Source organism: Ectothiorhodospira sp. 9100 (assembly GCF_022227565.1).
GTDB classification, from domain to species: domain Bacteria; phylum Pseudomonadota; class Gammaproteobacteria; order Ectothiorhodospirales; family Ectothiorhodospiraceae; genus Ectothiorhodospira; species Ectothiorhodospira marina.
In genome coordinates this window covers 21,533-45,182 of sequence record NZ_JAJNAN010000012.1, presented here as the reverse complement: position 1 = coordinate 45,182, position 23,650 = coordinate 21,533, and the positions used below count along the sequence as shown (strand labels likewise).

The following is a 23,650-nucleotide window of genomic DNA, read 5'->3' as shown; positions in this document are numbered from 1 at the left end:
TCACTTGAGCTGTCGTCCGGCCGGCGGGCGAAGGGCCTTACCAGTCCGTAAACCCACCTTTGCAACAAGCAGGCCAAAACAAAAAAATCAATCAAAAACAACATCTTGAAACGCATCAGGCGCAGCAATGTCCATAAGTGCACATTTTTGGGGTCGAAACCTGTTCAGATGCTGTTACACCTCAAGGCATAAGCACATAGCCAAACACCGGGAAACCCCTTTCAGGCCTGGCCTGCGGGGAGACAGGCACACCTGTCACGCTTGCGATACACCGACTCATATTCCAACCGGGTTCGCATTGTTGCCCTGGGCCAGGCAGCGTATCTTGGAGAAAACTCACCTGGAGCCCTGTCATGCACCAGCCTGACCTCATGCACATGCTCAAGCGGCTCATCGAAATCCCCTCGGTGAGCAGCGTCTCGCCGGCTTACGACATGGGAAACCGGCCGCTGATCGACGCACTGGCAGGATGGTGCGAGGCAGGAGGCTTTCGGGTGGAGATCAAGCCCCTGCAGGGCGTGGCGGACAAGGCCAACCTGGTGGCCTGCCTGGGCCAAGGGCCAGGGGGGTTGGTACTGGCCGGGCACACCGACACCGTACCCTGCGACCCACACCTGTGGTCCCAGGACCCCTTCCAGGGCGTCATCCGGGATGACCGTCTCTACGGCCTGGGCAGCTGTGACATGAAGAGTTTCCTTGCCCTGGCCCTGGAGGCGGCAGCGGGTTTTGACCCAAAGGATTTCCGACACCCGCTGGTGATCCTGGCCACGGCGGACGAGGAGAGTTCCATGCGCGGTGCCCGGGCCATTGCCGAGGCCGGGCAGCCCCTGGGACGACAGGCCTTGATCGGCGAGCCCACCAACCTGCGTCCCGTGCGCATGCACAAAGGCATCCTCATGGAGGGCATCAGAGTGAATGGCCAGGCCGGGCATTCCAGCGACCCCAGCCTGGGGAACAGCGCCCTGGAGGGCATGCACCGGGTGATCAACGAGATCCTGGCCTGGCGGGACGAACTCCAGGCCGCCCACCGGAGCCCGCAATTTCAGGTGGCTGTCCCCACGCTGAACCTGGGTCACATCCACGGCGGCGACAACCCCAACCGGATCTGTGGCCAGTGCGAGCTCCATATCGACCTGCGCCCCCTCCCCGGCATGAACCCGGACGCGCTGCGCCGGACCCTGAGCGAACGGGTGAGGAAAGCACTGAAGGGCACGGGCCTGGATCATGAAGTCTTTCGCCTGATCCCAGGCATCCCCCCCATGGAGACACCCGCCGACAGTGAACTGGTGCGGGCGACCGAGGCCCTCACCGGCCATACCGCCGAGGCGGTGGCCTTTGGCACGGAAGGCCCCTTCCTGCGCCAGATGGACATGGACGTGGTGATCCTGGGTCCCGGGGACATCCGCCAGGCCCATCAACCGGATGAATACCTGGCCCTGGACCGCATCGACCCGATGCTGAAGATCCTACGCGGGCTCATCCAACGGTTCTGTATCGAGCCGTAGCCCTCAAGCCAGGGGGATTGACGCCCCTGCCCCCGCGGATGGAGCGCGCCCGCGTTTGGCAGCGGGGCAGGCAATTGCTTATCATCGTGCCGCAGACGCCCTCACCGCCTAAGGACCTGATGGCCTTGAAGAAAACCCCTACCTCCCCCCATGTCGCCTGGTTTCGGGACGCCGCCCCCTACATCAATGCCCACCGGGAACGCACCTTCGTCATCTGTTTTGGTGGCGAGGCAGCCCTGCAACCGGGCTTTGCCACCCTGCTGCACGATATCGCCATCCTTCAGACCCTGGGTGTGCGACTGGTCCTGGTGCACGGGGCGCGTCCACAGATCGAGGAGCGGCTGCGTGCCCGAGGGGCACAGATACAGTACGTGAACGGCCTGCGGCTCACTGACGATTCCGCGCTGCAGGCGGTCAAGGAGGCGGCGGGTTCGCTGCGCGCGGAGATCGAGGCCCTGCTGTCCATGGGGCTGGCCAACACCCCCATGTCCGGGGTGCGGGTTCGGGTCTCATCCGGCAACTTCGTCACCGCCCGCCCCCTCGGGGTGCGCGGTGGCGTGGACTATCAGCACACGGGCGAGGTCCGGCGGGTGGACACCGAGGGCATGAAACACCACCTGCGAGCCGGCGACATGGTCCTGCTGCCGCCCATGGGCTACTCCCCCACGGGGGAGATCTTCAACCTCACCGCCGAGGACGTGGCCACCGCCGCCGCCACGGCCCTGGGGGCGGATAAACTGATTTTCTTCAGCGATACCCCCGCCTTGCGCGATACCCGCCGGCGCCCCATCACGCAGATGACCGCGGATCAGGCCCAGGCGCTCCTGAACGGTCGTCGCCGCCTGCCCGAGGAGCTGGCCGCGCACCTGAAATGTGCCATCAGCGCCTCGCGCCAATCCGTGGAGCGCGTACACCTGGTGGACCGTCACCGGGACGGCGCCCTGCTCATGGAGCTCTACACCCGCGAGGGGGCCGGCACCCTGATCACCGGGGAGAACTACGAACGCCTGCGTCAGGCCACCATCGAGGATGTGGGTGGCATCCTGGAACTCATCCAGCCCCTGGAGGTGGAGGGTATCCTGGTGCGGCGCTCCCGCGAGCAACTGGAACTGGAGATCGAGCGGTTCTATGTCATCGAGCGCGACGGCATGATCCTCGCCTGTGCCGCCCTGTACCCCTCAACCGAGGAGGCCGTGGCGGAAGTGGCCTGTGTGGCGGTGCACCCGGATCACCGCGGCGGTGGCCGGGCCGACATGCTGGTGGAACACCTGGAGGCCCAGGCCCGCGACCTGGGCATCACCCGGCTGTTCGTGCTCACCACCCGCACCGCGCACTGGTTCCGGGAGCGGGGGTTCGAACCCGGGGAGATCCAGTCCCTGCCCATCAGCCGGCAGCAGATGTACAACATCCAGCGAAATTCCAAGATCTTCATCAAGCCGCTCCAGCCCCGGTACAAGCGCCGTCAGCTCGCCTGAGAGGCCTCAGCGCTTGCGCGCCAGGGTGAGACCATCCCCGATGGGCAGCAGGCTCAGGGTCACGTTCGGGTCCTCGTGGGCCAGGGCATTGAAGGCGCGGATGGACTCTGTATCGGGTTCGTGGTCGTTGGGGTCGGCCACCCGGCCACCCCATAGGGTATTGTCCAGACAGACCACCCCGCCCGGGCGCATCAAACGCAGGCAACGCCGATAGTAATTCACGTAATTGGCCTTGTCGGCATCGATGAAGGCCAGATCAAAGTGGCCCGCCTGGCCGTCTGCCAGAAGGCCATCCAGGGTGTCCAGAGCCGGCGCCAGGCGCAGATCAATGCGATCGGCCAGTCCGGCCTCGGCCCAGTAACGACGGGCGATGGCCGTCCACTCCTCGCTGATGTCGCAGCACACCAGCTCCCCGTCTTCAGGCATGGCCCCCGCCATCCAAAGGGCGCTATAGCCTGTGAAGGTACCGATCTCCAGGATGCGACGTGCTCCCAGCAATTCCACCAGCAGCCCCAGAAACTGGCCCTGCTCGGGCGCCACCTGCAGGTTGTGCTCGGGCATATGGGCGGTTTCCTCCCGCAGGCACCGATACAGGGCGGGCTCGCGCAAGGTGACCGAGCGCATATACGCCTGCAGACGCTCATCCATTGGCGTAGTCAGGTTGGACATCAGGGGACTCCTTGGCGTGCTGTGTCGCCGGGCCGTGACGGTTCCGTCAAAGCATTGTCAAAGATTTCGGTTATAATCCGCCCATCCGGAGACAGAGCGGTGTCTTTTTATACACCTTTTGTCTGGAAATTGCCTTACCCCTGCTCACGGAGGTAGTCATCATGAGCTACACGGGCGCGCAAGTCAGACCACTGCGAATCCTTCAGATCACCGATCTCCACCTCTGCCCGCAGCCGGGCGATGTCATGGATTCGGGCATCAACACCGATGATAGCCTCCAGCGTGTGCTCGCCCAGGTCAAGCAGCAGGAGCCGCACCTGGATCGAGTGCTCGTGACCGGAGACCTGGTCCACGAGCCGGTACCCGAGGCCTACCAGCGGGTCAGCAGACAACTCAGCCCCCTGCCCTGCCCAGTGCATTGCCTGCCCGGCAACCATGACGATGCCGATCTCATGGAGGACACCCTCGCGGCCAGCAACCTGCATTGCGGCAAGATCCTCAGCCTCGACGACTGGCTCATTGTACTGCTAAACAGCACGGTGCCCGGAGCAAGCCACGGCAAGCTGGACGAGGCCGAGCTGGAACTGCTGGAAGAGAGTCTCTCCCGCCACCCATCAAGCCATGCACTGATCTGTCTGCATCACCCGGTGATCCCCGTCGGCAGCCCCTGGATGGACCGCATCGGGCTGTGCAATGCCGATGACTTCCTGGGCGTCATCGATGAGCACGACAAGGTGCGCGGCGTGCTCTTCGGCCACGCCCATCAGGCGGTGGACAGGACTCGCAACGGCGTGCGTCTGCTGTGCGCGCCCTCCACCGGTGCCCAGTTTGCCCCCAGGAGCCAGACCCCGCGCCTGGACGACCTGCCCCCCGGTTACCGGCGTCTGGACCTTTTCCCGGACGGGCGCATCGACACCTGGGTGAATTACCTGCCGCAGGTACCCGAATGGCGGCTGTGCGGCACGTAAGGCACAGCCCTTACTCGATCCCGTTGCTGGTGCGCGGTACGGGGCGGCTGGCATTCACCATCAGTACCAGGGAGCGCCCCTGCAGCGGATAGACCTCGTGGCTGTGGAACTTGCGATGGTCCGGACGGGGCCCGCGGGGGTAGACCGTATCCAGGAGCACATCCCAGCGGGTGCGCTCCGGCTTGGCCGGCAGTCGAAAGGAAATGGCTTCGTGATCCGAATTCATTAACAGCAGCATATCGGTATCCCGCACCCGCCGACCGCGCTCGTCATACTCCTCGAACAGATCCCCCGCGATGAACATGCCCAGACTGCGAGCAAAACCCTGCTGCCAGTCCTCGTCGTCCATCTCCTCGCCATCGGGGCGGATCCAGGCCAGGTCCTTCACCCCGGCCCCCATGATGGGACGCCCCTGGAAGAAATGCCGCCGCCTCAGTGCCGGGTGTTCACGCCGCAAGGTGATCAGATATTGCACGAATGGCAGCAGGTCGCGCCCATACTCATCCAGGGCCCAGTCCATCCAGGAGATTTCGTTGTCCTGACAATAGGCATTGTTGTTGCCCTGCTGACTGCGCCCGCGCTCATCCCCGGCCAACAGCATGGGAATGCCCTGGGAGAGAAACAGGGTGGCAAGAAAATTGCGCTTCTGCCGCGCCCGAAGATCCAGGATGTGCTTGTTGCGGGTGGCCCCCTCCTCGCCACAGTTCCAGGAGAGATTGTGGCTCTCGCCATCCCGGTTTTCTTCGCCATTGGCTTCGTTGCGCTTGTCGTTGAAGCTCACCAGGTCATCCAGGGTGAAGCCATCGTGACAGGTCACGAAGTTGATGCTGGCGTAGGGCCTCCGGCCACTGGACTCGTACAGATCCGATGAACCGGTAAGACGATAGGCCATGTCGCCGATCAGACCATCCTCGCCCTTCCAGTAGGCACGCACCGTATCCCGGTAACGCCCGTTCCATTCGGTCCAGCCTACCGGGAAGTTACCCACCTGATATCCCCCCTCACCCAGATCCCAGGGTTCGGCAATCAGCTTCACCTGGGAGAGCACCGGATCCTGGTGAATGATGTCGAAGAAGGCGCCCAGACGATCCACCTCGTGCAGTTCACGCGCCAGCGCCGAGGCCAGGTCGAAGCGGAAACCATCCACGTGCATCTCCTGCACCCAGTAGCGCAGCGACTCCATGATCAGCTGCAGCACCCGCGGGTGCTGCATGTTCAGGGTATTGCCGCAACCGGTGTAGTCCATGTAATAGCGCGGCTCGTCGTGCACCAGCCGGTAGTAGGCCCTGTTGTCGATGCCACGAAATGACAGTGTGGGGCCCAGGTGACTGCCCTCGGCCGTGTGGTTGTACACCACATCCAGGATGACCTCGATCCCCGCCGAGTGCAGGGTCTTGACCATGGTCTTGAACTCGTTCACGTGCCCCGAGGCGCTATAGCGCATGTCCGGCGCGAAGAAGGACATGGAATTGTAGCCCCAGTAATTGCGCAGCCCTTTCTCCACCAGGTGCCGGTCATCCAGAAAGGCATGCACTGGCATCAATTCAACCGCGGTCACGCCCAGGCGCTGCAGATAGGACACCACCGGGGCCGTGGCCAGCCCGGCATAGGTACCACGCAGCTCCGGGTGCACCTTGGGATGCTGGGCCGTGAAGCCCTTGACGTGGAGTTCATAGATGACCGTCTCGTGCCAGGGGGTCTTGGGAGGCTTGTCGTCCCCCCAGGTGAAAGCGGTATCAATGACCTGGCACTTGGGCATGCCGGGAGCGGAATCCCGGGGGTCCATGACCAGATCCGCCTCGTCGGCGCCGATGCGATAACCAAACAGCGCATCATTCCATTTCACATGCCCATACAGGGCCTTGGCATAGGGATCGATGAGCAGTTTGTTGGGGTTGAACCGATGCCCGGCGGCTGGCTCCTGAGGGCCATGCACCCGGTAGCCATAGAGCAGCCCCGGACGCGCCTCCGGCAGATAGCAGTGAAAGACCTGATCGGTCTGCCACCGCATTTCAATGCGTTCCAGCTCCCGCCGACCACTCTCGCTGAACAAGCACAGCTCCACCCGCTCAGCATGCTCGGAAAACAGCGCGAAATTCACCCCTTCACCATCCCAGGTGGAACCCAGAGGATAGGGACTGCCGGGCCAGATGGCCCAGTTCGGTTGGTTCATGCGGATAACCTTTTGCGCCTGTGGGCGCCCATGGAAAACACGCGGCCGCAGGGACCGACGCTATTATGATCACCCGAGCATCACCCCGTCGGTCAATGGGCAGGGGGCATTGGCTCAGGCCGCGGGCATGTAATAATGACACGGCGCAAGAACCACCGCTCTGGAGATCCCTGCCCCCCATGACAGTCGCCACCATCGAAGCAGACCCGCGCCTGGAGGCCATTCAAGAATGGCTCCAGGCGCTGTTGGGGCCCGACACGCCCCCGCCCACCCTGCTTTCGGCCGATGCCAGCTTTCGCCGCTATTTCCGCCTACGGGACCACAATGCCTCCCGGGTGATCATGGATGCCCCGCCCGACAGGGAATCCGCCGAAGACTTCGTGCATATCGCCGAAATCCTGCAGGAACTGGGCCTCAGCGCGCCGCGCATCCATGCCTTTGACCGGAGCCAGGGATTTCTTCTGCTGGAAGACCTGGGCGATCACACCTTCAGTCGCGCCCTGGGCGAGGGCGCCGACGAGGCGGGTCTATACCGACTGGCCACCGACACACTCGTGGAACTGCATCGCAACTGGTCACGCCATCATACCCGTCGCATCCCCCCCTACGACGAGACTGCGCTGCTGCGCGAAGCCGATCTATTCACCCAATGGTACTGGCCCGAGGCCTTTCACGCAGGATGTGACACCCACGTACAGGAAAGATTCCAGCAGGCCTGGCGCCAGGCACTGGAGCCGGTGTATCGACTTCCCCCCACCCTGGTGCTGCGAGACTATCACGTGGATAACCTGATGGTGCTGGCGGGCCGCCAGGGCGTCGCCGCCTGCGGCCTGCTGGACTTCCAGGATGCCCTGATCGGCTCACCTGCCTATGACCTGGTCTCCCTGCTGAGGGACGCCCGCCGGGACGTGGATCCCACCGTGGCCGAGACCATGGTGGCCCGCTACCGGGATGCCTTCCCGGGCCTGGACGCCAACACCCTGGACGACAGTTTCTGGATCCTGGGGGCGCAACGCACCACCAAGATCATTGGCATCTTCACCCGCCTGTGGCGACGTGATAACAAACCCTCGTATCTGCGCCACCTGCCGCGGCTGTGGCGCCTGCTGGAACAGGAACTGGCCCATCCGGCGCTCACGCCGGTACGTAAGTGGTTCGACACCTACCTGCCACCCGAGCACCGCCTGGCCCTCCAGGCCGGGGTATTGGCACGCTCCGATCAGCCCCCTCTCCAAACCCAGATTCGACCGGAGACCTGAGCATGCATGCCATGATCCTGGCCGCCGGTCGTGGCGAGCGCATGCGCCCGCTCACCGATCACACCCCCAAACCCCTGCTCTGCGCCGGCGGCCGCCCGCTGATCGTGCATCACCTTGAGCGACTGGCGGCTGCCGGCTATCGGCACGTGGTCATCAACCTGGCCTGGCGGGGCGAACAGATCCGCGAGCACCTGGGTGATGGCCGGACATGGGGCCTGAACATCCAGTATTCTCCCGAGCCCGAGGCCCTGGAGACCGGCGGCGGCATTCGTCAGGCCCTGCCCCTGCTGGCATCCGACCCCTTCCTGGTCATCAATGGAGATGTCTGGAGCGACCACCCGCTCACCCCGCCTGCGCTGTCCCGCGATACCCTGGCCCACCTGATCCTGGTGGACAATCCACCGCATCATCCCGGGGGAGACTTTCGGCTTTGCGGGGAACGGGTGCTGAATGGGAGAGAGATCGCGGCCCCCTGCCTTACCTTTTCCGGCATGGGCTGGTACCGTCCTGCCCTGTTTGCGAACACGCCCGCCGGGGCCTTCCCCCTGGCTCCGCTGCTACGCAAGGCCATGGACCGTGGCCAGGTCACCGGTGAACATCACCCCGGGCAATGGCTGGACATCGGCACCCCGGAGCGCCTGGCGGCCCTGGATCAACGATTGACCTGATCCCCCCGCTTGGGACACAACTCAATCCCCGCTAGAATTGTGCCAAGGATTCAAGGCCACACCGCCCTTCTCGATAGGTACCCGACACCATGCAACTGCCCACCCCCCCCGTCCTGCTTCCCCTCGGCGTCGCCCTGCGACTGCTGCCCGACGCCGTTCACACCCGGCTCTTCTCGACCCTGGTCAACCACCTGCTCAAGGGACAACCGGCGGCGGAGGAACTGGGTCCACTGGAAGGCAAGCGCATCTGCCTCTCGGTTACGGACCACCCGGGTGGGATCTGCTTTCTGGTGAAGGAAGGCGGCGTCAGCCCCTGGGACTGCAAGGCGGATGACGACTGGGACGTGCGCATCCGCGGCCGCCTGGAAGACTTCTGGCGCCTGGCCGCCCGCGCCGAGGACCCGGACACCCTGTTCTTCAGCCGCCGCCTGGACCTGGAAGGCGAGACCGAGGCCGGCCTGTACCTGAAGAACCTCCTGGACACCGCCGAACCCGACTGGGAGAGTCATATCCACGCCGTCCTGGGAGAGCGTGCCGGTGCCAAGGCCGTGTGCATGCTCAATCAGCTGGGCCTGGGCAAGCTGCTGCCGGGTGGGCTGCACCCGAGCCAGTAGACATACTCCCCGCATCAGAGGCCCCTCTCCCGCCTGCGGGAGAGGGGTTGGGGTGAGGGCCGTCGTCCGCACCGTACCCACCGCCCCCCTCTTCCCCAGCTCTTCTCCCCCAAGGGGATAAGAGAGATTCAGGTGCGCCTGCCAAACAGATCATGCTCAGAGGCCTCGTCCACCTCCACCTCCACAAACTCCCCCACGGCCAGCCCCTGGCCCTCCTCCACGAACACCAGACCATCCACCTCTGGCGCGTCCGCCGCTGAACGGGCGATGGCCGTGCCCTCGGCATCGATCTCGTCCACCAGCACCGTCATGCGCTGCCCCACGTGACGGGCCAGACGCGCCTGGCTGATCCCCGCCTGCATCTCCATGAAGCGCGCCAGGCGCTCCTCCTTCACCGGCTCGGGCACAGCGTCGGGCAGTGCGTTGGCCGGCGCGCCCTCCACCGCCGAATAGGCAAAGCATCCCACCCGATCCAGTTGCGCCTCCTGAATAAACTCCAGCAGTTGCTCGAAATCGGACTCCGTCTCCCCGGGGAAGCCGACGATGAAGGTGCTACGCAGGGTCAGATCCGGACAGATCTCGCGCCAGCGATGAATCCGCTCCAGCACCCGCTCCGTGGCCGCCGGCCGACGCATCGCCTTGAGCACCCGCGTGCTGCCATGCTGCAGGGGCACATCCAGGTAGGGCAGGATGCGGCCCTCGGCCATCAGCGGGATCAGGTCATCCACGTGGGGATAGGGATAGACATAATGCAGGCGCACCCACACCCCGAGGCTACCCAGGGCCTGGGCCAGGTCCTGCACGTGGGTGCGCAGCGGGCGACCGCCCCAGAAACCGGTGCGATATTTCACATCCACCCCGTAGGCACTGGTGTCCTGGGAGATCACCAGCAACTCACGCACCCCGGCCTCCACCAGCCGCTCGGCCTCCGCCATCACCTCGCCCACCGGGCGGCTCACCAGATCCCCGCGAAAATGCGGGATCACGCAGAAACTGCACCGATGATTGCAGCCTTCGGAGATCTTCAGGTAGGCGTAGTGGCGAGGCGTGAGTCGCACCCCCTGTGGCGGCACCAGGCTCTGATAGGGGTCGTGCGGGGCGGGCAGATGCTCGTGCACTGCCCCCATCACTGCCTCGAAGGCGTGGGGTCCGGAGACCGCCAGCACTCCTGGATGAGCGGCACGCACCTTATCCGCGTCCGCCCCCAGGCACCCGGTGACGATCACACGCCCGTTCTCCGCCATGGCCTCGCCAATGGCCTCCAGCGACTCGGTGACTGCCGCGTCGATGAATCCACAGGTGTTCACCACCACCAGATCGGCGTCCTGGTAGGCACCGGTGATGCCATAGCCCTCCGCCCGCAGACGCGTCAGGATGTGCTCGGAATCCGACAATGCCTTGGGGCAACCCAGGCTGACAAAACCCACCTGGGGCACAATCGCCTGCGGGCTGCTCACGATGCCCCCTCAGCGCGGATACCCGCCGGTAAACACGGATATTTATACACACTGGCCACCGTAGGCACCGCGGTGCCTACACGCTTCTCTTCCAGACCGCAACAGGTCACGCTGAACAAATTCAACTCCAATAAAAACAAACAGTTAGAAATATGTACAAAAAATGACCGATCTGACTCAAGCCTTGACGGCACGCGCCCTGGAGGCACTTTACCCCAATTCATCCACATACTTATCCACAGCTTTTGTGGAAAAGAGAAGAAAATGAAGCGTTGGGGAGGATTTAGCTGCAAAGGCTCATGCGTCGTTTGGAAAATGGCGGCTAAACCGAGCGGCAGATCTTTCGGACCCATCGGTCCGCCTGGGCGGGCCTTGCCACCCGGAGCGAGGTCCAGTATATTACTCGTCTTTTTTCAGCGCTACAGGCTTTCGAGGGTGCTTGCATGAAGCCGGAAATTCATCCTGATTACCATGAAGTGAACGTGACCTGCAGTTGTGGGAACGCGTTCCAAACCCGCTCGACTCACAAAGGCGACGCCCTGAACGTGGAAGTCTGCTCTGCATGCCACCCGTTCTACACGGGCAAGCAGAAGATGCTCGACACGGCTGGGCAGGTGGACAAGTTCCGTCGCCGCTACGGCATGTAACACCCGGGGCTCGCCCCATGGCAGGAAAGATGAGATGGAGCACAAGGGCGCCATGGGTCGGCGCCCTTGTTGCGTTGTGTCTGGGCACAGCCCAGGCAGCCGACCTGCCCGACAGCTGCGGAGGCCCTCAGGGCCACATCAACCCGGGGCAGGTGAATCACGTCTATGACGGCGACAGCGTGCGCCTGACCAACGGCACCCGGGTGCGGCTCATCGGCCTGGATACGCCGGAGATCTTCTGGCACGAGCAAACGGTCGAACCCTACGCCCACGAGGCCCGCGACACGCTCATGGAGCTGCTGCGGGACCACGACCATCGGGTGCTGCTGGTGCATGACGCGGAACGCAAGGACCGCTATCAACGCACCCTGGCCCACCTGTTCACACCTGACGGCCAGCCCATCACCGCCCTGCTGCTGCGCCAGGGGCTGGCCACCGCCATGACCATACCCCCCAACGACTGGCACCTGGACTGCTACCGCGACGCCGAGGCCCTGGCCCGCGCCGAGGCCCTGAAGGTCTGGTCACTGGAACACCTGGAGGCCTTCGAGGCAGAGGAACTGCCCCGCGACGCCGAGGGTTTTCGCATCGTGACAGGAGAGGTGGTCCGCCTGGGGCAGAGCCAACGCGCCCACTGGATCAATCTGGAAGGGGATGTAGCCTTTCGCATCGACCGGGAAGACATGCACTACTTCCCCGACCTGGATATCGACGCCCTACGGGGCGAGCGAGTGGAAGGCCGCGGTTTCGTCTACACCCACCGAGGCCAACCCCGAATCCGCATCCGCCACCCGGCGGATCTGCGCATCCTGGAGTAGCAAAAAGGGGACAGACACCTTTTCCGTGCGCGCCGCTGGCGCACGGAAAAGGTGTCTGTCCCCTTTTTGCTTCCGAAGCTCCCTTCTCCCCCATGGGGGAGAAGGGCTGGGGATGAGGGGGTGGGGGAGGCGCTGTGCCGGCCCTCGCCCCAACCCCTCTCCCCTCAGGGGAGAGGGGCTCAATATGGGGGAAAGAGGGGCGGGTCTGCCCCCCGTTTCTGATCAGGGCAGCAGGTGCGCCACCCCGTCGCGCTCCTCGCGCAACTCCTGCTCCGTGACCTGCATGCGCTCGCGACTGAAGTCATCAATCTCCAGCCCTTGCACGATGCTGTAATCGCCATCCTTGCAGGTCACCGGGAAGGAATAGATCAGGCCCTTCTCAATGCCATAGCTGCCATCGGAAGGCACGGCCATGCTCACCCAGTCGCCGTCCGGCGTCCCCATCACCCAGTCGCGGATGTGATCCACAGCGGAACTGCCCGCCGAGGCGGCGCTGGAGGCACCACGCGCCTTGATGATGGCGGCACCGCGTTGCTGCACCGTGGGGATGAAGTCCGATTCATACCAGTCCCGCGGCACCAGACCAGAGGCGGCATCACCCTTCACGACGGCCTGACTGATATCCGGGTACTGGGTGGCGGAGTGATTGCCCCAGATGATCATCTTCTGGATGTCGGTGGTGGAAGCGCCGGTCTTGCCTGCCAGCTGCGCCATGGCACGGTTATGGTCCAGACGCGTCATGGCAGTGAAATTGCGCGGGTTCAGATCCGGGGCATTACGCTGGGCGATCAGGGAATTGGTATTGGCCGGGTTACCCACCACCAACACCTTCACATCACGACTGGCCACGGCATTGAGCGCCTTGCCCTGCTCGGAGAAGATGGCGGCATTGGCCTCCAGCAGATCCTTGCGCTCCATCCCCGGGCCGCGCGGACGGGCACCTACCAGCAGGGCCACGTCCGCCTTGTCAAAGGCCTCTTCCGGCTTGTCGGAGGTGGTGATCCCCGCCACCAGCGGGAACGCGCAGTCTTCCAGTTCCATGACCACACCACGCAGCGCGTCCATGGCCGGAGTGATTTCCAGCAACTGCAGGATCACCGGCTGGTCCTTGCCCAGCATATCGCCCGAGGCGATGCGGAACAGCAGGCTATAGGAGATCTGGCCAGCAGCGCCGGTAACGGCGACGCGCATGGGGTTCTTCATGAAGCTACCTCCAGTAAGGTCTTTAATTTGGTGTAAATGCTCGGCCCCGAGCAGCAGCACTTGTGGTCCCGCTGCTCGAAGACGGACAAAGGATACACCCCCACCCCTTGGTTTTCCGCATGGCCCACACTGTTGGGCCAACGCATGACCTGTCAATCAGGCCTATTTATTGTTGTCATCCTTGGTGCCACTCTGAGTAAAGGCCTGCCAGAACAGCTTCTGCATGGCATCCATATTGGCCACGCCACTCTGCATCAGCGGCTGCATCATCGCCAGGGATTCATAACCCTGCTGCCCCTCGCGCATGCGCTTGGACAGATCTTCCATCATCTCCTGCTGCAGGGGCGCCACATCGGGCAGGCCAAGAAAGGCACGGATTTCTTCGGGGGTGGCATCCACCTCCACATTGATCTTCATGGGAACTCCTCCGCCTGTCTGATGATTGCAATGCTGTGACCGGGACGGACAAAAGTAAAGCCGCATCGCGGTTTATCACGCCCCCCTGCATACACGTTACCAAAACCCACCCCATCACGCAGGTACGACCTCGCCCCCGTGGGAGCGGCCCTGGCCGCGAAGGCTTTTCCCATGAAGAGGCCACCGATGTACCCGAACCCCGGTGGGGCCGTGTCTCCGGGAGCGGGTGTTCGCCGCATGGATGCGGCGGTCAAGCCTACAAGGATGTATTCACGGCGTCCCGCGGACAGAGATACGGCCCCACCGGGGTTCTGCCCCGGACATCAAGCTCAGGCAACCGGGGCTTCGGCAGAGTATTCGCGGCCAGGGCCGCTCCCAGGGGCAACCACCGCTGGCACCAGGGGCACCAGGGGCACCGGCTGGCACCGCTGGCACCGCTGGCACCCTGGCATCCTGGCATCCTGGCATCCTGGCACCCTGGCACCGGAGGCACAGGGGGGCACCGCCAGGATGGCCCTGCTGCATCGCGGCGGGTAGACTCCCACCGGTGAACACGCCCACCTATTTGATCGACTCCAGCATCTTCGTCTTTCGCGCCTGGTTCGCCCTGCCCGAGACCATCACCTGTCGCGATGGCCACCCGGCCAACGCGGTCCATGGCTTCGTGCGGTTCGTGCACACCTTGCTGCAGAGCGAACGACCCGCCCGTGTCGCCTTTGCCTTCGACCAAAGCCGGGGCACCTCCTATCGTCATGCCCTCTACCCCGCCTACAAGGCCAACCGCCCCCCGGCCCCGGAAGAGCTCAAACGCCAGTTCGCCTGGTGCCGGGAATTCGTGAGCGCCCTGGGCCTGGCCCACCTCTCCAGCCCGACCTTTGAGGCCGACGACCTCATTGGCACACTGGCCGCAAGGGAACGCCAGGCGGGTCGCGCGGTCGTACTGGTCACCGGCGACAAGGACCTCTCCCAGCTCGTCCACGAGGGGGATGTGTGGTGGGACCCGCACCGCAGTCAGCGGCTCGACCCCCGGGGCATTGAAAAACGCCTGGGGGTACGCCCCGACCAGGTGGCGGATCAGCTGGCCCTGGCCGGAGACAAGGTGGACAATATCCCCGGCATCCCCGGCGTGGGCATGGCCACGGCGGCCCGCCTGCTGCGCCGCACCGACACCCTGGAGGCCCTGCTGGCGGACATCCCGGCCATTGCCCACATGCCCCTCCGCGGCGCCCGGCGCCTGATGGGGCTGGTGGATACCCACCGCGACACAGTGCGTCTGGCCCGCCAACTCACGGGCATCCACCTTCAGGCAGATCTGCCGACAGGGCTGGACCTGGAGCGCGGAGGTCCGGATGGGGCCCGCCTGGAAGCGCTGATGGACCAACTGGCCCTGCCACCCTCCCGGCGGTTTGACTGGGAAAGCATCTGACAGGACAACGTGCCCACGCCCCCACGGCGCCCACCCGTACGGGTCGTTCGCGAACGACCCCAAACGGAGCACCGGAAATCACCAGGCCATCGGGATACGCCGATGACAAGTTACACGCCGTCGGGGCGCTTCCCGAAGCGCCCGTACAGAGAGACACGAACACAAGACCTGCACCTCATCCGTTCGCGCCCATCGGGAACGGCCCCAGGCCTTTCAGCCACCCATCGCCTTGTCGGTATGTCGAGACCATGAACATGAACAGCCGCCCAGCCATCCCCGGAGATTGCCCACGCCCTGCCCATCGCCTTCGCCAGGCAGTCGTGGGCGGACTCTTGCTCACCCTGCTCTGGGCGGCCCCGGCCCACAGCCACCCCCATGCCTGGATCGACCTGCAGGTCACCGCCGTCTTCAATGCGGATGGCCACATCACCCAACTACGCCAGGCCTGGCTGATGGACCCTTTCTACAGCACCTTCCTGCTGGACGACATGGCCCAGGATGCCAGCGGCGACACCCAGGAAGAGCGTCTCGACAGCATCGCCCGCAAGATCATCGAAAACCTGGATGATTATCATCACTTCACCGAGATTCATCATGGCGACACCGCCATCCAGGACGCCAGGGCAGAAAATCCCCAACTGGTGCAGAAACAGCGTCGCCTGGAGTTGAGCTTCAAGCTCAGCTTCCAGCAACCCCTGGATCCCACCGAAGCACCCCTGAAGTATGCAGTGTTCGATCCCACCTACTTCATCGAGATCCTGCATGCCGAGAGTGGCGGCGTCCATCTGGAGGGCGGCTCCGAGCGCTGCGACATGGACCTGCGCATCCCGCGCCCCGACCCCGCCTTGGTGGCCCGGGCCGCCGTGCTCGACTACGACCAACAGGGCGACCCCGACATGGGTAAACACTTTGCCGAACGGGTGACCATCGAATGTTCCCGCTGAGTGCCCGCCGCGCCCCTCATCCCCGGCCCTTCTCCCCAGAGGGGAGAAGGGAGTCACGCTACTGTCCCACCGAAGGCAGAAGGGGGTCGTCGAGCCCCTCTTCCGCCGAATGCAGAAGGGAGGTGAGCCCCTCTCCCGCTGGCGGGAGAGGGGTTGGGGTGAGGGTGGAAGGAACGAAGGCTTGGGGTACGGGCCGACCCTGGAGCCTACTCACCTTGTTCATCCTCCTCATCGCCACCCTGCTCCCACTCGGGCATGCCACCGCCTCCCCACTCACCGGCGGCGCCCCGGCCCAGGAAAGCGCACAGGCGCAGGATGCCCCGGCAGAGGCCATGGAAGCCGACAGCCTCCTGGACCGCTTCGTCGCCTGGACCATCACCCAGCAACGGGCCCTGCATCGCCAGCTGGCCGATGGCATGGAGGCCCTGCAGACCGCCCCCACGGCGGCCAATGCCGGCGCGCTGATCCTCATCAGCTTCCTCTACGGCATCTTTCATGCGGCAGGCCCTGGACATGGCAAGGCGGTGATCACCACCTATCTGCTCACCCACCGACAGTACCTGCGACGCGCCCTCACCCTGTCCTTCGCCGCTGCCCTGATGCAGGGGCTTACCGCCGTGATCGCCGTGGCCACTGTATTGTTCATCGTCGGTCGTACGGGCCGGGATGCCATGGGGCAGGCGCCCATGCTGGAGCAGGCCAGCTTTGCCCTGGTGGCCCTGCTGGGGGCCTGGCTCGTGCTGCGGGCACTGCGGCAGTTGATCCGCATGATCCGGGAGCGGCGCCGCAAGCCTGCGCCCTCCCCTGCAGCCGGTGCCGCCCCGGTGTTCATGGCGCCACCCTCACCGTCGGGGGCACCCGCACCCCTGGCGCCATCCATCACCCCTCATGCAGCCCATCACGAGCAAGGCCCCGATTGCGGCTGCGCCCATCACGTGGACCCGGGCCAGGCCGCCCGTGCCGATAGCCTCTGGGCCATGCTGGCCACGGTCGTGGCAGTGGGCATCCGTCCCTGCACCGGAGCCATCCTGGTCCTGGTGGTGGCCCATATCATGGGGCTGTGGGCCGCAGGCATCGCCGCCGTGATGGCCATGTCCGTGGGCACGGCCATCACCGTGTCGATTCTGGCCATCGTGGCGGTGCAGGCCCGCGCCCTGGCTACCCGGCTCTCCGGCGGACCGGGCCTGAAGGCGCAGATCGTCGGCCATGGAGTCGGCCTGCTGGGCGGACTGCTCATCCTGGGCATGGGGCTGATCCTGTTCATGGGCAGCCTCACCAGCCGCGTACCCCATCCCATGGGCCTTTGAAACCATGACCCCTTCCCGCAAACCCCTTTCCCGCAAATCCCAGGCTTCAGGCAGGGAGTCCGCCCGCGTCATCCTGTTCAACAAGCCCTTCGACGTGCTCACCCAGTTCACCGACAAGGAGGGTCGCAAGACCCTGGCCGACTTCATCCCGGTCCCCGGGGTGTATGCCGCCGGCCGCCTGGACAGGGACAGCGAGGGCCTGGTGGTACTCACCGACAACGGTCGGCTTCAGGCACGCATCAGCCACCCGGACCATGCCATGAGCAAGACCTACTGGGCGCAGGTGGAGGGCATCCCGGACGAGGCCGCCCTGCAGGCCCTGTGCAAGGGGGTGGAACTGCGCGACGGGCCCACCCAACCGGCCCGCGCCCGCCTGATGGACGCACCTGTGCAGCTCTGGCCCCGCGACCCGCCCATCCGCGAGCGTCGTCACATCCCCACCACCTGGGTGGAACTCACCCTCTCCGAGGGCCGCAACCGCCAGGTGCGACGCATGACTGCCGCCGTTGGCCACCCCACCCTGCGGCTGATCCGTTACCGTGTGGGCTCATGGACGCTGGATGGTCTGGGACCAGGGGCGTGGTATACAGTGCAGGCCTAATCCCCCTTGTACACCTACCCGCCCCGGGTATCCGGCTCCCTTGGAAACCTTGAGAGCACCGCACCCCGTACGGGCGCTTCGGGAAGCGCCCCGCGGAGGCATCCGATGCCCCAATGCCAACCCGCCAGGCCCCATCAACCCCGGACACACCGCCGGGTCGTTCGCGAACGACCCCTACAGGCATTCTGACCCGCCCCTTATCCACCCCCCCAGGCCATCACAACCCACGGATAGACCGCCGGGCCCGAGGCACACCCTTTCGCGGCCAAGGGCCGCTCCCACACCAGCCCCCCTTGCGGGAACTTGTGTCACGGCCTTAGAGTCATCCATGGATGTGCACCGGGCACTCACCCGGAAGGGGTTTATTGATGTCATCGATCCGACTGGCCGGCCTGCTCATTCCGGCCCTGCTCCTGCTGCCGGGAATGGCAGCGGCCCTCACCTCCCAGAGCGCCGCCGAGCGCGATGCTTTCGAGCGCGCCGAATCGGCCCTGAACCGCGGAGACCGCCAGGCCTTCCAAACGGGCGTCAAGGCCCTTCAGGGGTATCCGCTACTGCCCTACCTGCTGCATGCCGACCTCAACGACCGATTCCCTCAAATCTCCTCGGGCGAGGTAGAACAATTCCTGGATCGCTGGGGCGATACGCCGCCGGGGCGCCGCCTGCAGGTCCGGTGGCTCACCCAACTCGCCCAGGATGAAGACTGGGGCACCTACCGACAACACTACCAGGAGGGGCTGGGTACCACGCTCACCTGTCATCACCACACGGCCCTGCTCAAGACGGGCCAGCGCAAACGGGCCCTGGAGGGTGTGGAAGCGCTCTGGCTGGTGGGGCGATCTCAACCCGATGCCTGCGACCCCGTCTTCGATGCCTGGCGTGACGCCGGCCGCCTGACCCCCCGACTCGCCTGGGATCGCTTCAGCCTCGCCATGCAGGCCGGCCAGACCGGCTTGGCCCGCTACCTGCGCCGCTACATGCCGGAAGAAGACCGCACCTGGGCCGATCGCTGGATCTCCCTGCATGCAGACCCCCAGGGCATCAAGGATATCCACTGGCGAGCCGACGCCCATCCCCACGCCAGCGAACTCCTCACCCACACCTTCAACCGACTGACCCGCGATGATCCACGCAAGGCCCTGGAGATATGGGAAAGCGCGGAGTCCGACTGGGGACTGAGCCGCCAGGACGCCCTGGACACCCAGCGCTTCATCGCCCTGCGACTGGCGGTGCGCGAGCGCGAGGCGGCTCTGCCCCATCTGGCATCGCTTTCACATGCCGTGTTCGATGATACCCTTCGACAATGGCAGGCCCGCGCCGCCCTGGCAGGCCAGGACTGGGAGACCGTGGCCCGCGCCATCACCCACCTGTCGGCTGACAGCCGTAGCGAGGATGTCTGGCGCTACTGGCATGCCCGTGCCCTGGAGCAGTTGGGCGACGACAAGAGCGCCCGCACCCTGTACGCGCGAGTTGCCGAAAGCCGCAACTTCTACGGCTTTCTCGCCGCCGACCGCATCAATGCGCCCTATCGCATCGGCCATCGCCCGCTGGAGGTGGAGCCCGGCCGCCTGGAAGACATCGCCCAACACGACACCCTGCGACGCGCCATGGAACTGCGTGCCCTGGGGCGCCACATCGACGCCCGTCGGGAGTGGTTCTACCTGCAAAACCAACTGGAGGGCGATGACCTGGCGGCAGCCGCCCTCCTGGCCCGCGGCGCGGGCTGGCACGATCGGGCCATCTTTGCGGCGGCCCGAGCCCAACGCTATGACGACATCGACCTGCGTTTCCCCCTGGTGCACGCCGGGCTGATCACTGAAAAGGCCTCGGAGCAGGGCATCAACCCCGCCTGGGCCATGGCCGTGGCCCGACAGGAAAGCGCCTTCATGGAAGACGCCCGCTCCCACGCAGGGGCCCTGGGCCTGATGCAGATCATGCCCGCCACCGGACGCTCCATGGCCCCCAACGTGGGCCTGAGCATCAACCACAACCTGCAACTGCTGGATCCACGGGTCAACGTGAGCATCGGCACCTATTACCTCAAGCGCAATCTGGAGGGGTTTGGTGGGCATCCGATGCTCTCCACCGCCGCCTACAACGCCGGCGCCGGCCGGGTGCGCAGCTGGCTGCCCGATTACACGCTGCCCGCCGATGTATGGGCTGAACTGATCCCCTTCCACGAGACCCGCGACTATGTGCGCCGTGTGCTCGCCTATCAGGTGATCTACGAGGTGCGCATGGGCCTGACCCCCACCACCCTGAGCAGCCTGCTACCGCCGGTGACACCCCGCGCGCGATTGAGTCAGTCCCAGATCCGGCATCAAACCCGCTGGTCCGGCGATGACCACCTGAGCCAACCGCTGACGGAGATCTGCGATGCACCGGGATATACGGAGACTCCTTGCCTATAAAGGGCTCAGGCCCTCACCCCGACCCCTCTCCCGCCAGCGGGAGAGGGGCTCACCCCCCTCTCCCCCGAACGCAGAGGGACCCGTCTCCCTTCTCCCCTCGGGGGAGAAGGGCTGGGGATGAGGGGGAAGCGGCGGGCACTCCACCCCCTTTACATCCCCCAGCAGAGCGTTCCATCCTGACCTTCCACCCACACCCCCAAGCCGCCATGACCCTCTGGCAAAACCTCTCCCACCAGATCACCCAAGCCAGTGGCAAGGCCTTCACCCTCAAGAACTACCGGGGGGCCGGGGGTGGCTGCATCAATGAGGCGGCGGTGCTGGAAGGCAAGGACGGTCGCAGCTTCTTCGTCAAGCTCAACCGCCCGGAACTGGAAGACATGTTCGCCGCCGAGGCCGAAGGCCTGCAGGCACTGGGCGAGCCAGGGGAGATCCGCGTGCCCACACCCTTGTGTCATGGCATCACCGATGGGCGCAGTTACCTCATCATGGAACACATCCCCCTGGGCGGTCCGCGCCACTCCCGCGTCTTCGGGGAACAGCTGGCCCGGCTGCACCAGCACACCCAGCCCCGCCATGGCTGGCACCGGGACAACACCATCGGCAGCACGCCGCAGATCAATACCTGGAGCAACGACTGGGTTCCATTCTGGCGCGAGCATCGCCTGGGCTACCAAGTGGAGCGTGCGCGAAGCCAGGGCGCCGGGCAAACCCTGGTGGAGGCCGTGGAAGAGTTGATGGAATCCCTGCCCGCCTTCTTCCAGGACTACCAGCCCCAGGCCTCGGTCCTGCACGGCGACCTGTGGGGCGGCAATCACGACTCAGACGCGCAAGGCAACCCGGTGATCTTCGACCCGGCGGTGTACTACGGCGACCGGGAGACGGACGTGGCCATGACCGAGCTGTTCGGCGGCTGCGACCGGGACTTTTACGCGGCTTACGATGCGACGTGGCCCCGGGACCCGGGGTATGGGGTGCGCAAGGACCTGTACAACCTGTACCACCTGCTGAACCACTTCAATCTGTTTGGTGGGGGCTATGCGGGTCAGTCGGAGCGGTTGGCACGGCGGCTACTGGCGGAGGTTCGGGGGTAAGAACAAGCACCCCCCTGACCTCCCCCGCCCGAGTCTCCCGCAGCACCTCCCACCCCGCCGGCAATCCCGGCGCCGACGCATCCGACTCATATTCCAGATACACCCGCGCCCCCGGTCGCAATAGCCCGGGGCGCTCCAGAGCCTCGATGGACTCCACCAGCAGCCCCGTGCGATAGGGCGGATCCAGAAACACCAGATCAAACCCCTCATCGCACTGCCTGAGATACCCCAGCCCATCCCGGGCCTGCACCTCGATCTGCTGAGCGCCCAGGGCCGCCACCTGCTCCCGCAGGTGGACCGCCAACCGGGCATCACGCTCCACCATCACCACCCGGGAGGCCCCGCGCGAGGCCGCTTCAAACCCCAGGGCCCCGGAGCCGGCGAACAGATCCAGGCACCGGGCCCCAGGCATGATCGGTTGCAGCCAGTTGAACAGGGTCTCGCGCACCCGATCCGGCGTGGGCCTCAGGCCCGGCGCATGGGGCACCGGCAAGCGACGGCTGCGCCAGGCCCCGCCGATGATCCGCAGCCGCCCGGGGGCGCCCCGGCGCGGCGCGCCCCTCAACCCTCGCCTCCGACGATCACCGTCACCATCCGATCAGGGTCCACGCGGCGCGCAAAGGCCTCGTTCACCTGCTCCGGGGTCAGGGCCTCCACCTTGTCCGTGAAGGTGTCCAGAAAATCCAGGGGCAGATCATAAAAGCCCATCATGGCCACGTGATCCAGGATCCCGGAATTGCTGGCCGTGCGCAGCGGGAAGCCTCCCACGATATTGCGCACGCTGGCGTTCAACTCATCCTTGTCCAGCCCCTCGGCCACGAAGTCCTCCAGGGTGGCGCGCATCACGCCGATGGCCTCGTCCGCCTGGCTCACCTGGGTCTGCACCCCCATGATGAAGGGGCCATCCTGGGCCATGGGCGAGAAATAGCTGAACACGCTATAGGCCAGCCCCCGCTGGGTGCGCACCTCATCCATCAGACGGGAGGTGAACCCGCTGCCGCCCAGGCGGTGGTTGCCCACATACAGGGGGAAGTAATCCTCATCCCCCCGGGCCATCCCGGGCTGCCCCATGAACACATGCACCTGTTCGGAAGGGAAGGAAACCCGCACCGTCTCGGCGGACTCCAGGGCCGCCACCTCCGGCAGGGCCGGTGCCGGCTCTCCCTCAGGCAGGGCCGCGGCCACCCGCTCGGCCACCGCCTCGGCCTGCTCCCGATCCAGGCCACCGACCAGGGCCAGCACACCGTTTCGGGCCACATAATAGCGTTCGTGGAAGGCCTTCAGATCGTCGGTGGTGACGGATTCCAGGCCCTCCCGCGTGCCAATGGGCATGCGCGCATAGGGATGATCGCCGTACACCGCTTCATAGAAGGTGCGCCGGGCGATCGCCCCCGGGTTCTGCTCCTGGGCCTGCAGGGCCACCCGGGCCTGGCGCCGTGCCCGGTCCAGCGCGCGCTGCTCGAAATGAGGCTGGCTCACCGTGGTCACAAAAGTCTCCACCGCCGTCTCCATCCAGTCCGCCTCGGTGAGGGTGCGCAGGGAGGCCATGGCCATGTCCCGCTGCGAGTCGCTGCTGAACTGGGCCCCCACGCCCTCAAAGCGCTCGGCGATGGCATCCGCATCCCAGTCACCGGCCCCATCGGAGAGCAGGGTATTGGTCAGCCGCGCCAATCCGGGCTGATCGCCGTCCCGGGCACTGCCGCCATTGAAGACCAGTCGCATGTCCACCATGGGCAGGGCGGGGGCCGGCACGAAATACACCTTGAGCCCGTTATCGGTCTCCCAGTGCTGGATGTCATCCTCCCCCGCCCCGGCGCCTGCCGGCAACCCAAACACCAGCGCCAGAGCCAACACCATCCCCTTCCACCTGTGGGAGCGGCCCTCGGCCGCGAAGATCGAAGCCCCCTCACCCTCCAGTGCCCCCCTCTTCGCGGCGAAAGCGCCGCTCCCACACTCAACCCCATCCACTTCAACCTCCCAAGCCAATGCCCCCCTCC

The 23,650-nt window shown here is 65.3% G+C and carries 22 protein-coding genes; 14 read left to right on the top strand and 8 right to left on the bottom strand.

From position 1 onward, the window contains the following. Positions 1-353: 353 nt before the first annotated feature. Both argE and argA read left to right on the top strand, forming a co-directional pair. The gene (argE, locus tag LPW29_RS05795) at positions 354-1,505 is read left to right on the top strand and encodes an acetylornithine deacetylase (protein WP_238627233.1); all 1,152 of its coding nucleotides are present in this window, start codon (positions 354-356) and stop codon (positions 1,503-1,505) included. A gap of 119 nt (positions 1,506-1,624) precedes the next feature. Further along, complete coding sequence (gene argA / locus LPW29_RS05790) at positions 1,625-2,980, top strand: amino-acid N-acetyltransferase (RefSeq protein WP_090250604.1); 1,356 nt, start codon at positions 1,625-1,627, stop codon at positions 2,978-2,980. A gap of 6 nt (positions 2,981-2,986) precedes the next feature. Here the strand turns inward: argA and LPW29_RS05785 are convergent, their stop codons facing one another. Beyond that, complete coding sequence (locus LPW29_RS05785; protein WP_090250601.1) at positions 2,987-3,649, bottom strand: O-methyltransferase; 663 nt, start codon at positions 3,647-3,649, stop codon at positions 2,987-2,989. 161 nt (positions 3,650-3,810) lie between these two features. Here LPW29_RS05785 and cpdA point away from each other — a divergent pair, with 161 nt between their 5' ends. Further along, positions 3,811-4,617, top strand: coding sequence for a 3',5'-cyclic-AMP phosphodiesterase (cpdA, locus tag LPW29_RS05780; protein WP_238627231.1), 807 nt, complete (start codon positions 3,811-3,813; stop codon positions 4,615-4,617). A gap of 10 nt (positions 4,618-4,627) precedes the next feature. Here the strand turns inward: cpdA and glgX are convergent, their stop codons facing one another. Continuing rightward, on the bottom strand, positions 4,628-6,790 hold the full coding sequence (glgX, locus tag LPW29_RS05775) for a glycogen debranching protein GlgX (protein ID WP_238627230.1): 2,163 nt from the start codon (positions 6,788-6,790) through the stop codon (positions 4,628-4,630). A gap of 179 nt (positions 6,791-6,969) precedes the next feature. On the opposite strand from glgX, the gene LPW29_RS05770 reads away from it, so the two are divergent. From LPW29_RS05770 to ubiT, 3 genes are all read left to right on the top strand, one after another. Continuing rightward, complete coding sequence (locus tag LPW29_RS05770) at positions 6,970-8,049, top strand: aminoglycoside phosphotransferase family protein (RefSeq protein WP_238627229.1); 1,080 nt, start codon at positions 6,970-6,972, stop codon at positions 8,047-8,049. A gap of 2 nt (positions 8,050-8,051) precedes the next feature. Beyond that, the gene (murU, locus tag LPW29_RS05765) at positions 8,052-8,717 is read left to right on the top strand and encodes an N-acetylmuramate alpha-1-phosphate uridylyltransferase MurU (protein ID WP_238627228.1); all 666 of its coding nucleotides are present in this window, start codon (positions 8,052-8,054) and stop codon (positions 8,715-8,717) included. An 89-nt stretch (positions 8,718-8,806) separates the two neighbouring features. Next, positions 8,807-9,331 carry a ubiquinone anaerobic biosynthesis accessory factor UbiT gene (ubiT, locus tag LPW29_RS05760; protein ID WP_090250588.1) on the top strand — a complete coding sequence of 175 codons (525 nt, stop codon included), beginning with the start codon at positions 8,807-8,809 and terminating at the stop codon, positions 9,329-9,331. A gap of 128 nt (positions 9,332-9,459) precedes the next feature. On the opposite strand, the gene rimO is transcribed toward ubiT, so the two are convergent. Both rimO and LPW29_RS05750 read right to left on the bottom strand, forming a co-directional pair. Next, positions 9,460-10,788, bottom strand: coding sequence for a 30S ribosomal protein S12 methylthiotransferase RimO (gene rimO, locus LPW29_RS05755; RefSeq protein ID WP_370642812.1), 1,329 nt, complete (start codon positions 10,786-10,788; stop codon positions 9,460-9,462). Then, positions 10,785-11,141, bottom strand: coding sequence for a hypothetical protein (locus LPW29_RS05750; RefSeq protein ID WP_238627227.1), 357 nt, complete (start codon positions 11,139-11,141; stop codon positions 10,785-10,787). The genes rimO and LPW29_RS05750 overlap by 4 nt, the downstream gene beginning before the upstream one ends. A gap of 90 nt (positions 11,142-11,231) precedes the next feature. On the opposite strand from LPW29_RS05750, the gene rpmE reads away from it, so the two are divergent. Further along, positions 11,232-11,435 carry a 50S ribosomal protein L31 gene (rpmE, locus tag LPW29_RS05745; protein WP_090250583.1) on the top strand — a complete coding sequence of 68 codons (204 nt, stop codon included), beginning with the start codon at positions 11,232-11,234 and terminating at the stop codon, positions 11,433-11,435. 29 nt (positions 11,436-11,464) lie between these two features. After that, positions 11,465-12,253, top strand: coding sequence for a thermonuclease family protein (locus tag LPW29_RS05740; RefSeq protein WP_238627226.1), 789 nt, complete (start codon positions 11,465-11,467; stop codon positions 12,251-12,253). Positions 12,254-12,475: 222 nt separating this feature from the next. Here the strand turns inward: LPW29_RS05740 and LPW29_RS05735 are convergent, their stop codons facing one another. Together LPW29_RS05735 and LPW29_RS05730 are read right to left on the bottom strand one after the other, a co-directional pair. Then, positions 12,476-13,456, bottom strand: a complete 981-nt coding sequence (locus LPW29_RS05735) for a malate dehydrogenase (protein ID WP_238627225.1) — start codon at positions 13,454-13,456, stop codon at positions 12,476-12,478. A 162-nt stretch (positions 13,457-13,618) separates the two neighbouring features. Continuing rightward, a complete protein-coding gene (locus LPW29_RS05730; protein WP_238627224.1) occupies positions 13,619-13,873 on the bottom strand; it encodes a DUF6489 family protein in 255 nt (84 codons plus the stop codon). Between the two features lie 547 nt (positions 13,874-14,420). On the opposite strand from LPW29_RS05730, the gene LPW29_RS05725 reads away from it, so the two are divergent. From LPW29_RS05725 to LPW29_RS05700, 6 genes are all read left to right on the top strand, one after another. Continuing rightward, positions 14,421-15,299, top strand: coding sequence for a 5'-3' exonuclease (locus LPW29_RS05725; RefSeq protein ID WP_090250571.1), 879 nt, complete (start codon positions 14,421-14,423; stop codon positions 15,297-15,299). 254 nt (positions 15,300-15,553) lie between these two features. Further along, positions 15,554-16,243, top strand: a complete 690-nt coding sequence (locus tag LPW29_RS05720; protein ID WP_238627223.1) for a DUF1007 family protein — start codon at positions 15,554-15,556, stop codon at positions 16,241-16,243. Between the two features lie 215 nt (positions 16,244-16,458). Beyond that, the gene (locus LPW29_RS05715) at positions 16,459-17,550 is read left to right on the top strand and encodes a nickel/cobalt transporter (RefSeq protein WP_238627222.1); all 1,092 of its coding nucleotides are present in this window, start codon (positions 16,459-16,461) and stop codon (positions 17,548-17,550) included. A 4-nt stretch (positions 17,551-17,554) separates the two neighbouring features. After that, positions 17,555-18,151 carry an rRNA large subunit pseudouridine synthase E gene (locus LPW29_RS05710; protein WP_238627221.1) on the top strand — a complete coding sequence of 199 codons (597 nt, stop codon included), beginning with the start codon at positions 17,555-17,557 and terminating at the stop codon, positions 18,149-18,151. Positions 18,152-18,519: 368 nt separating this feature from the next. Continuing rightward, on the top strand, positions 18,520-20,562 hold the full coding sequence (locus LPW29_RS05705; RefSeq protein WP_238627220.1) for a transglycosylase SLT domain-containing protein: 2,043 nt from the start codon (positions 18,520-18,522) through the stop codon (positions 20,560-20,562). 206 nt (positions 20,563-20,768) lie between these two features. Continuing rightward, complete coding sequence (locus LPW29_RS05700) at positions 20,769-21,653, top strand: fructosamine kinase family protein (protein ID WP_238627219.1); 885 nt, start codon at positions 20,769-20,771, stop codon at positions 21,651-21,653. Here the strand turns inward: LPW29_RS05700 and rsmD are convergent. Both rsmD and LPW29_RS05690 read right to left on the bottom strand, forming a co-directional pair. Beyond that, the gene (gene rsmD / locus LPW29_RS05695; RefSeq protein WP_238627218.1) at positions 21,577-22,218 is read right to left on the bottom strand and encodes a 16S rRNA (guanine(966)-N(2))-methyltransferase RsmD; all 642 of its coding nucleotides are present in this window, start codon (positions 22,216-22,218) and stop codon (positions 21,577-21,579) included. The genes LPW29_RS05700 and rsmD overlap by 77 nt on opposite strands. After that, a complete protein-coding gene (locus LPW29_RS05690; protein WP_238627217.1) occupies positions 22,215-23,510 on the bottom strand; it encodes a M16 family metallopeptidase in 1,296 nt (431 codons plus the stop codon). Before LPW29_RS05690 ends, rsmD begins: the two co-directional genes overlap by 4 nt. Positions 23,511-23,650: the final 140 nt, after the last annotated feature.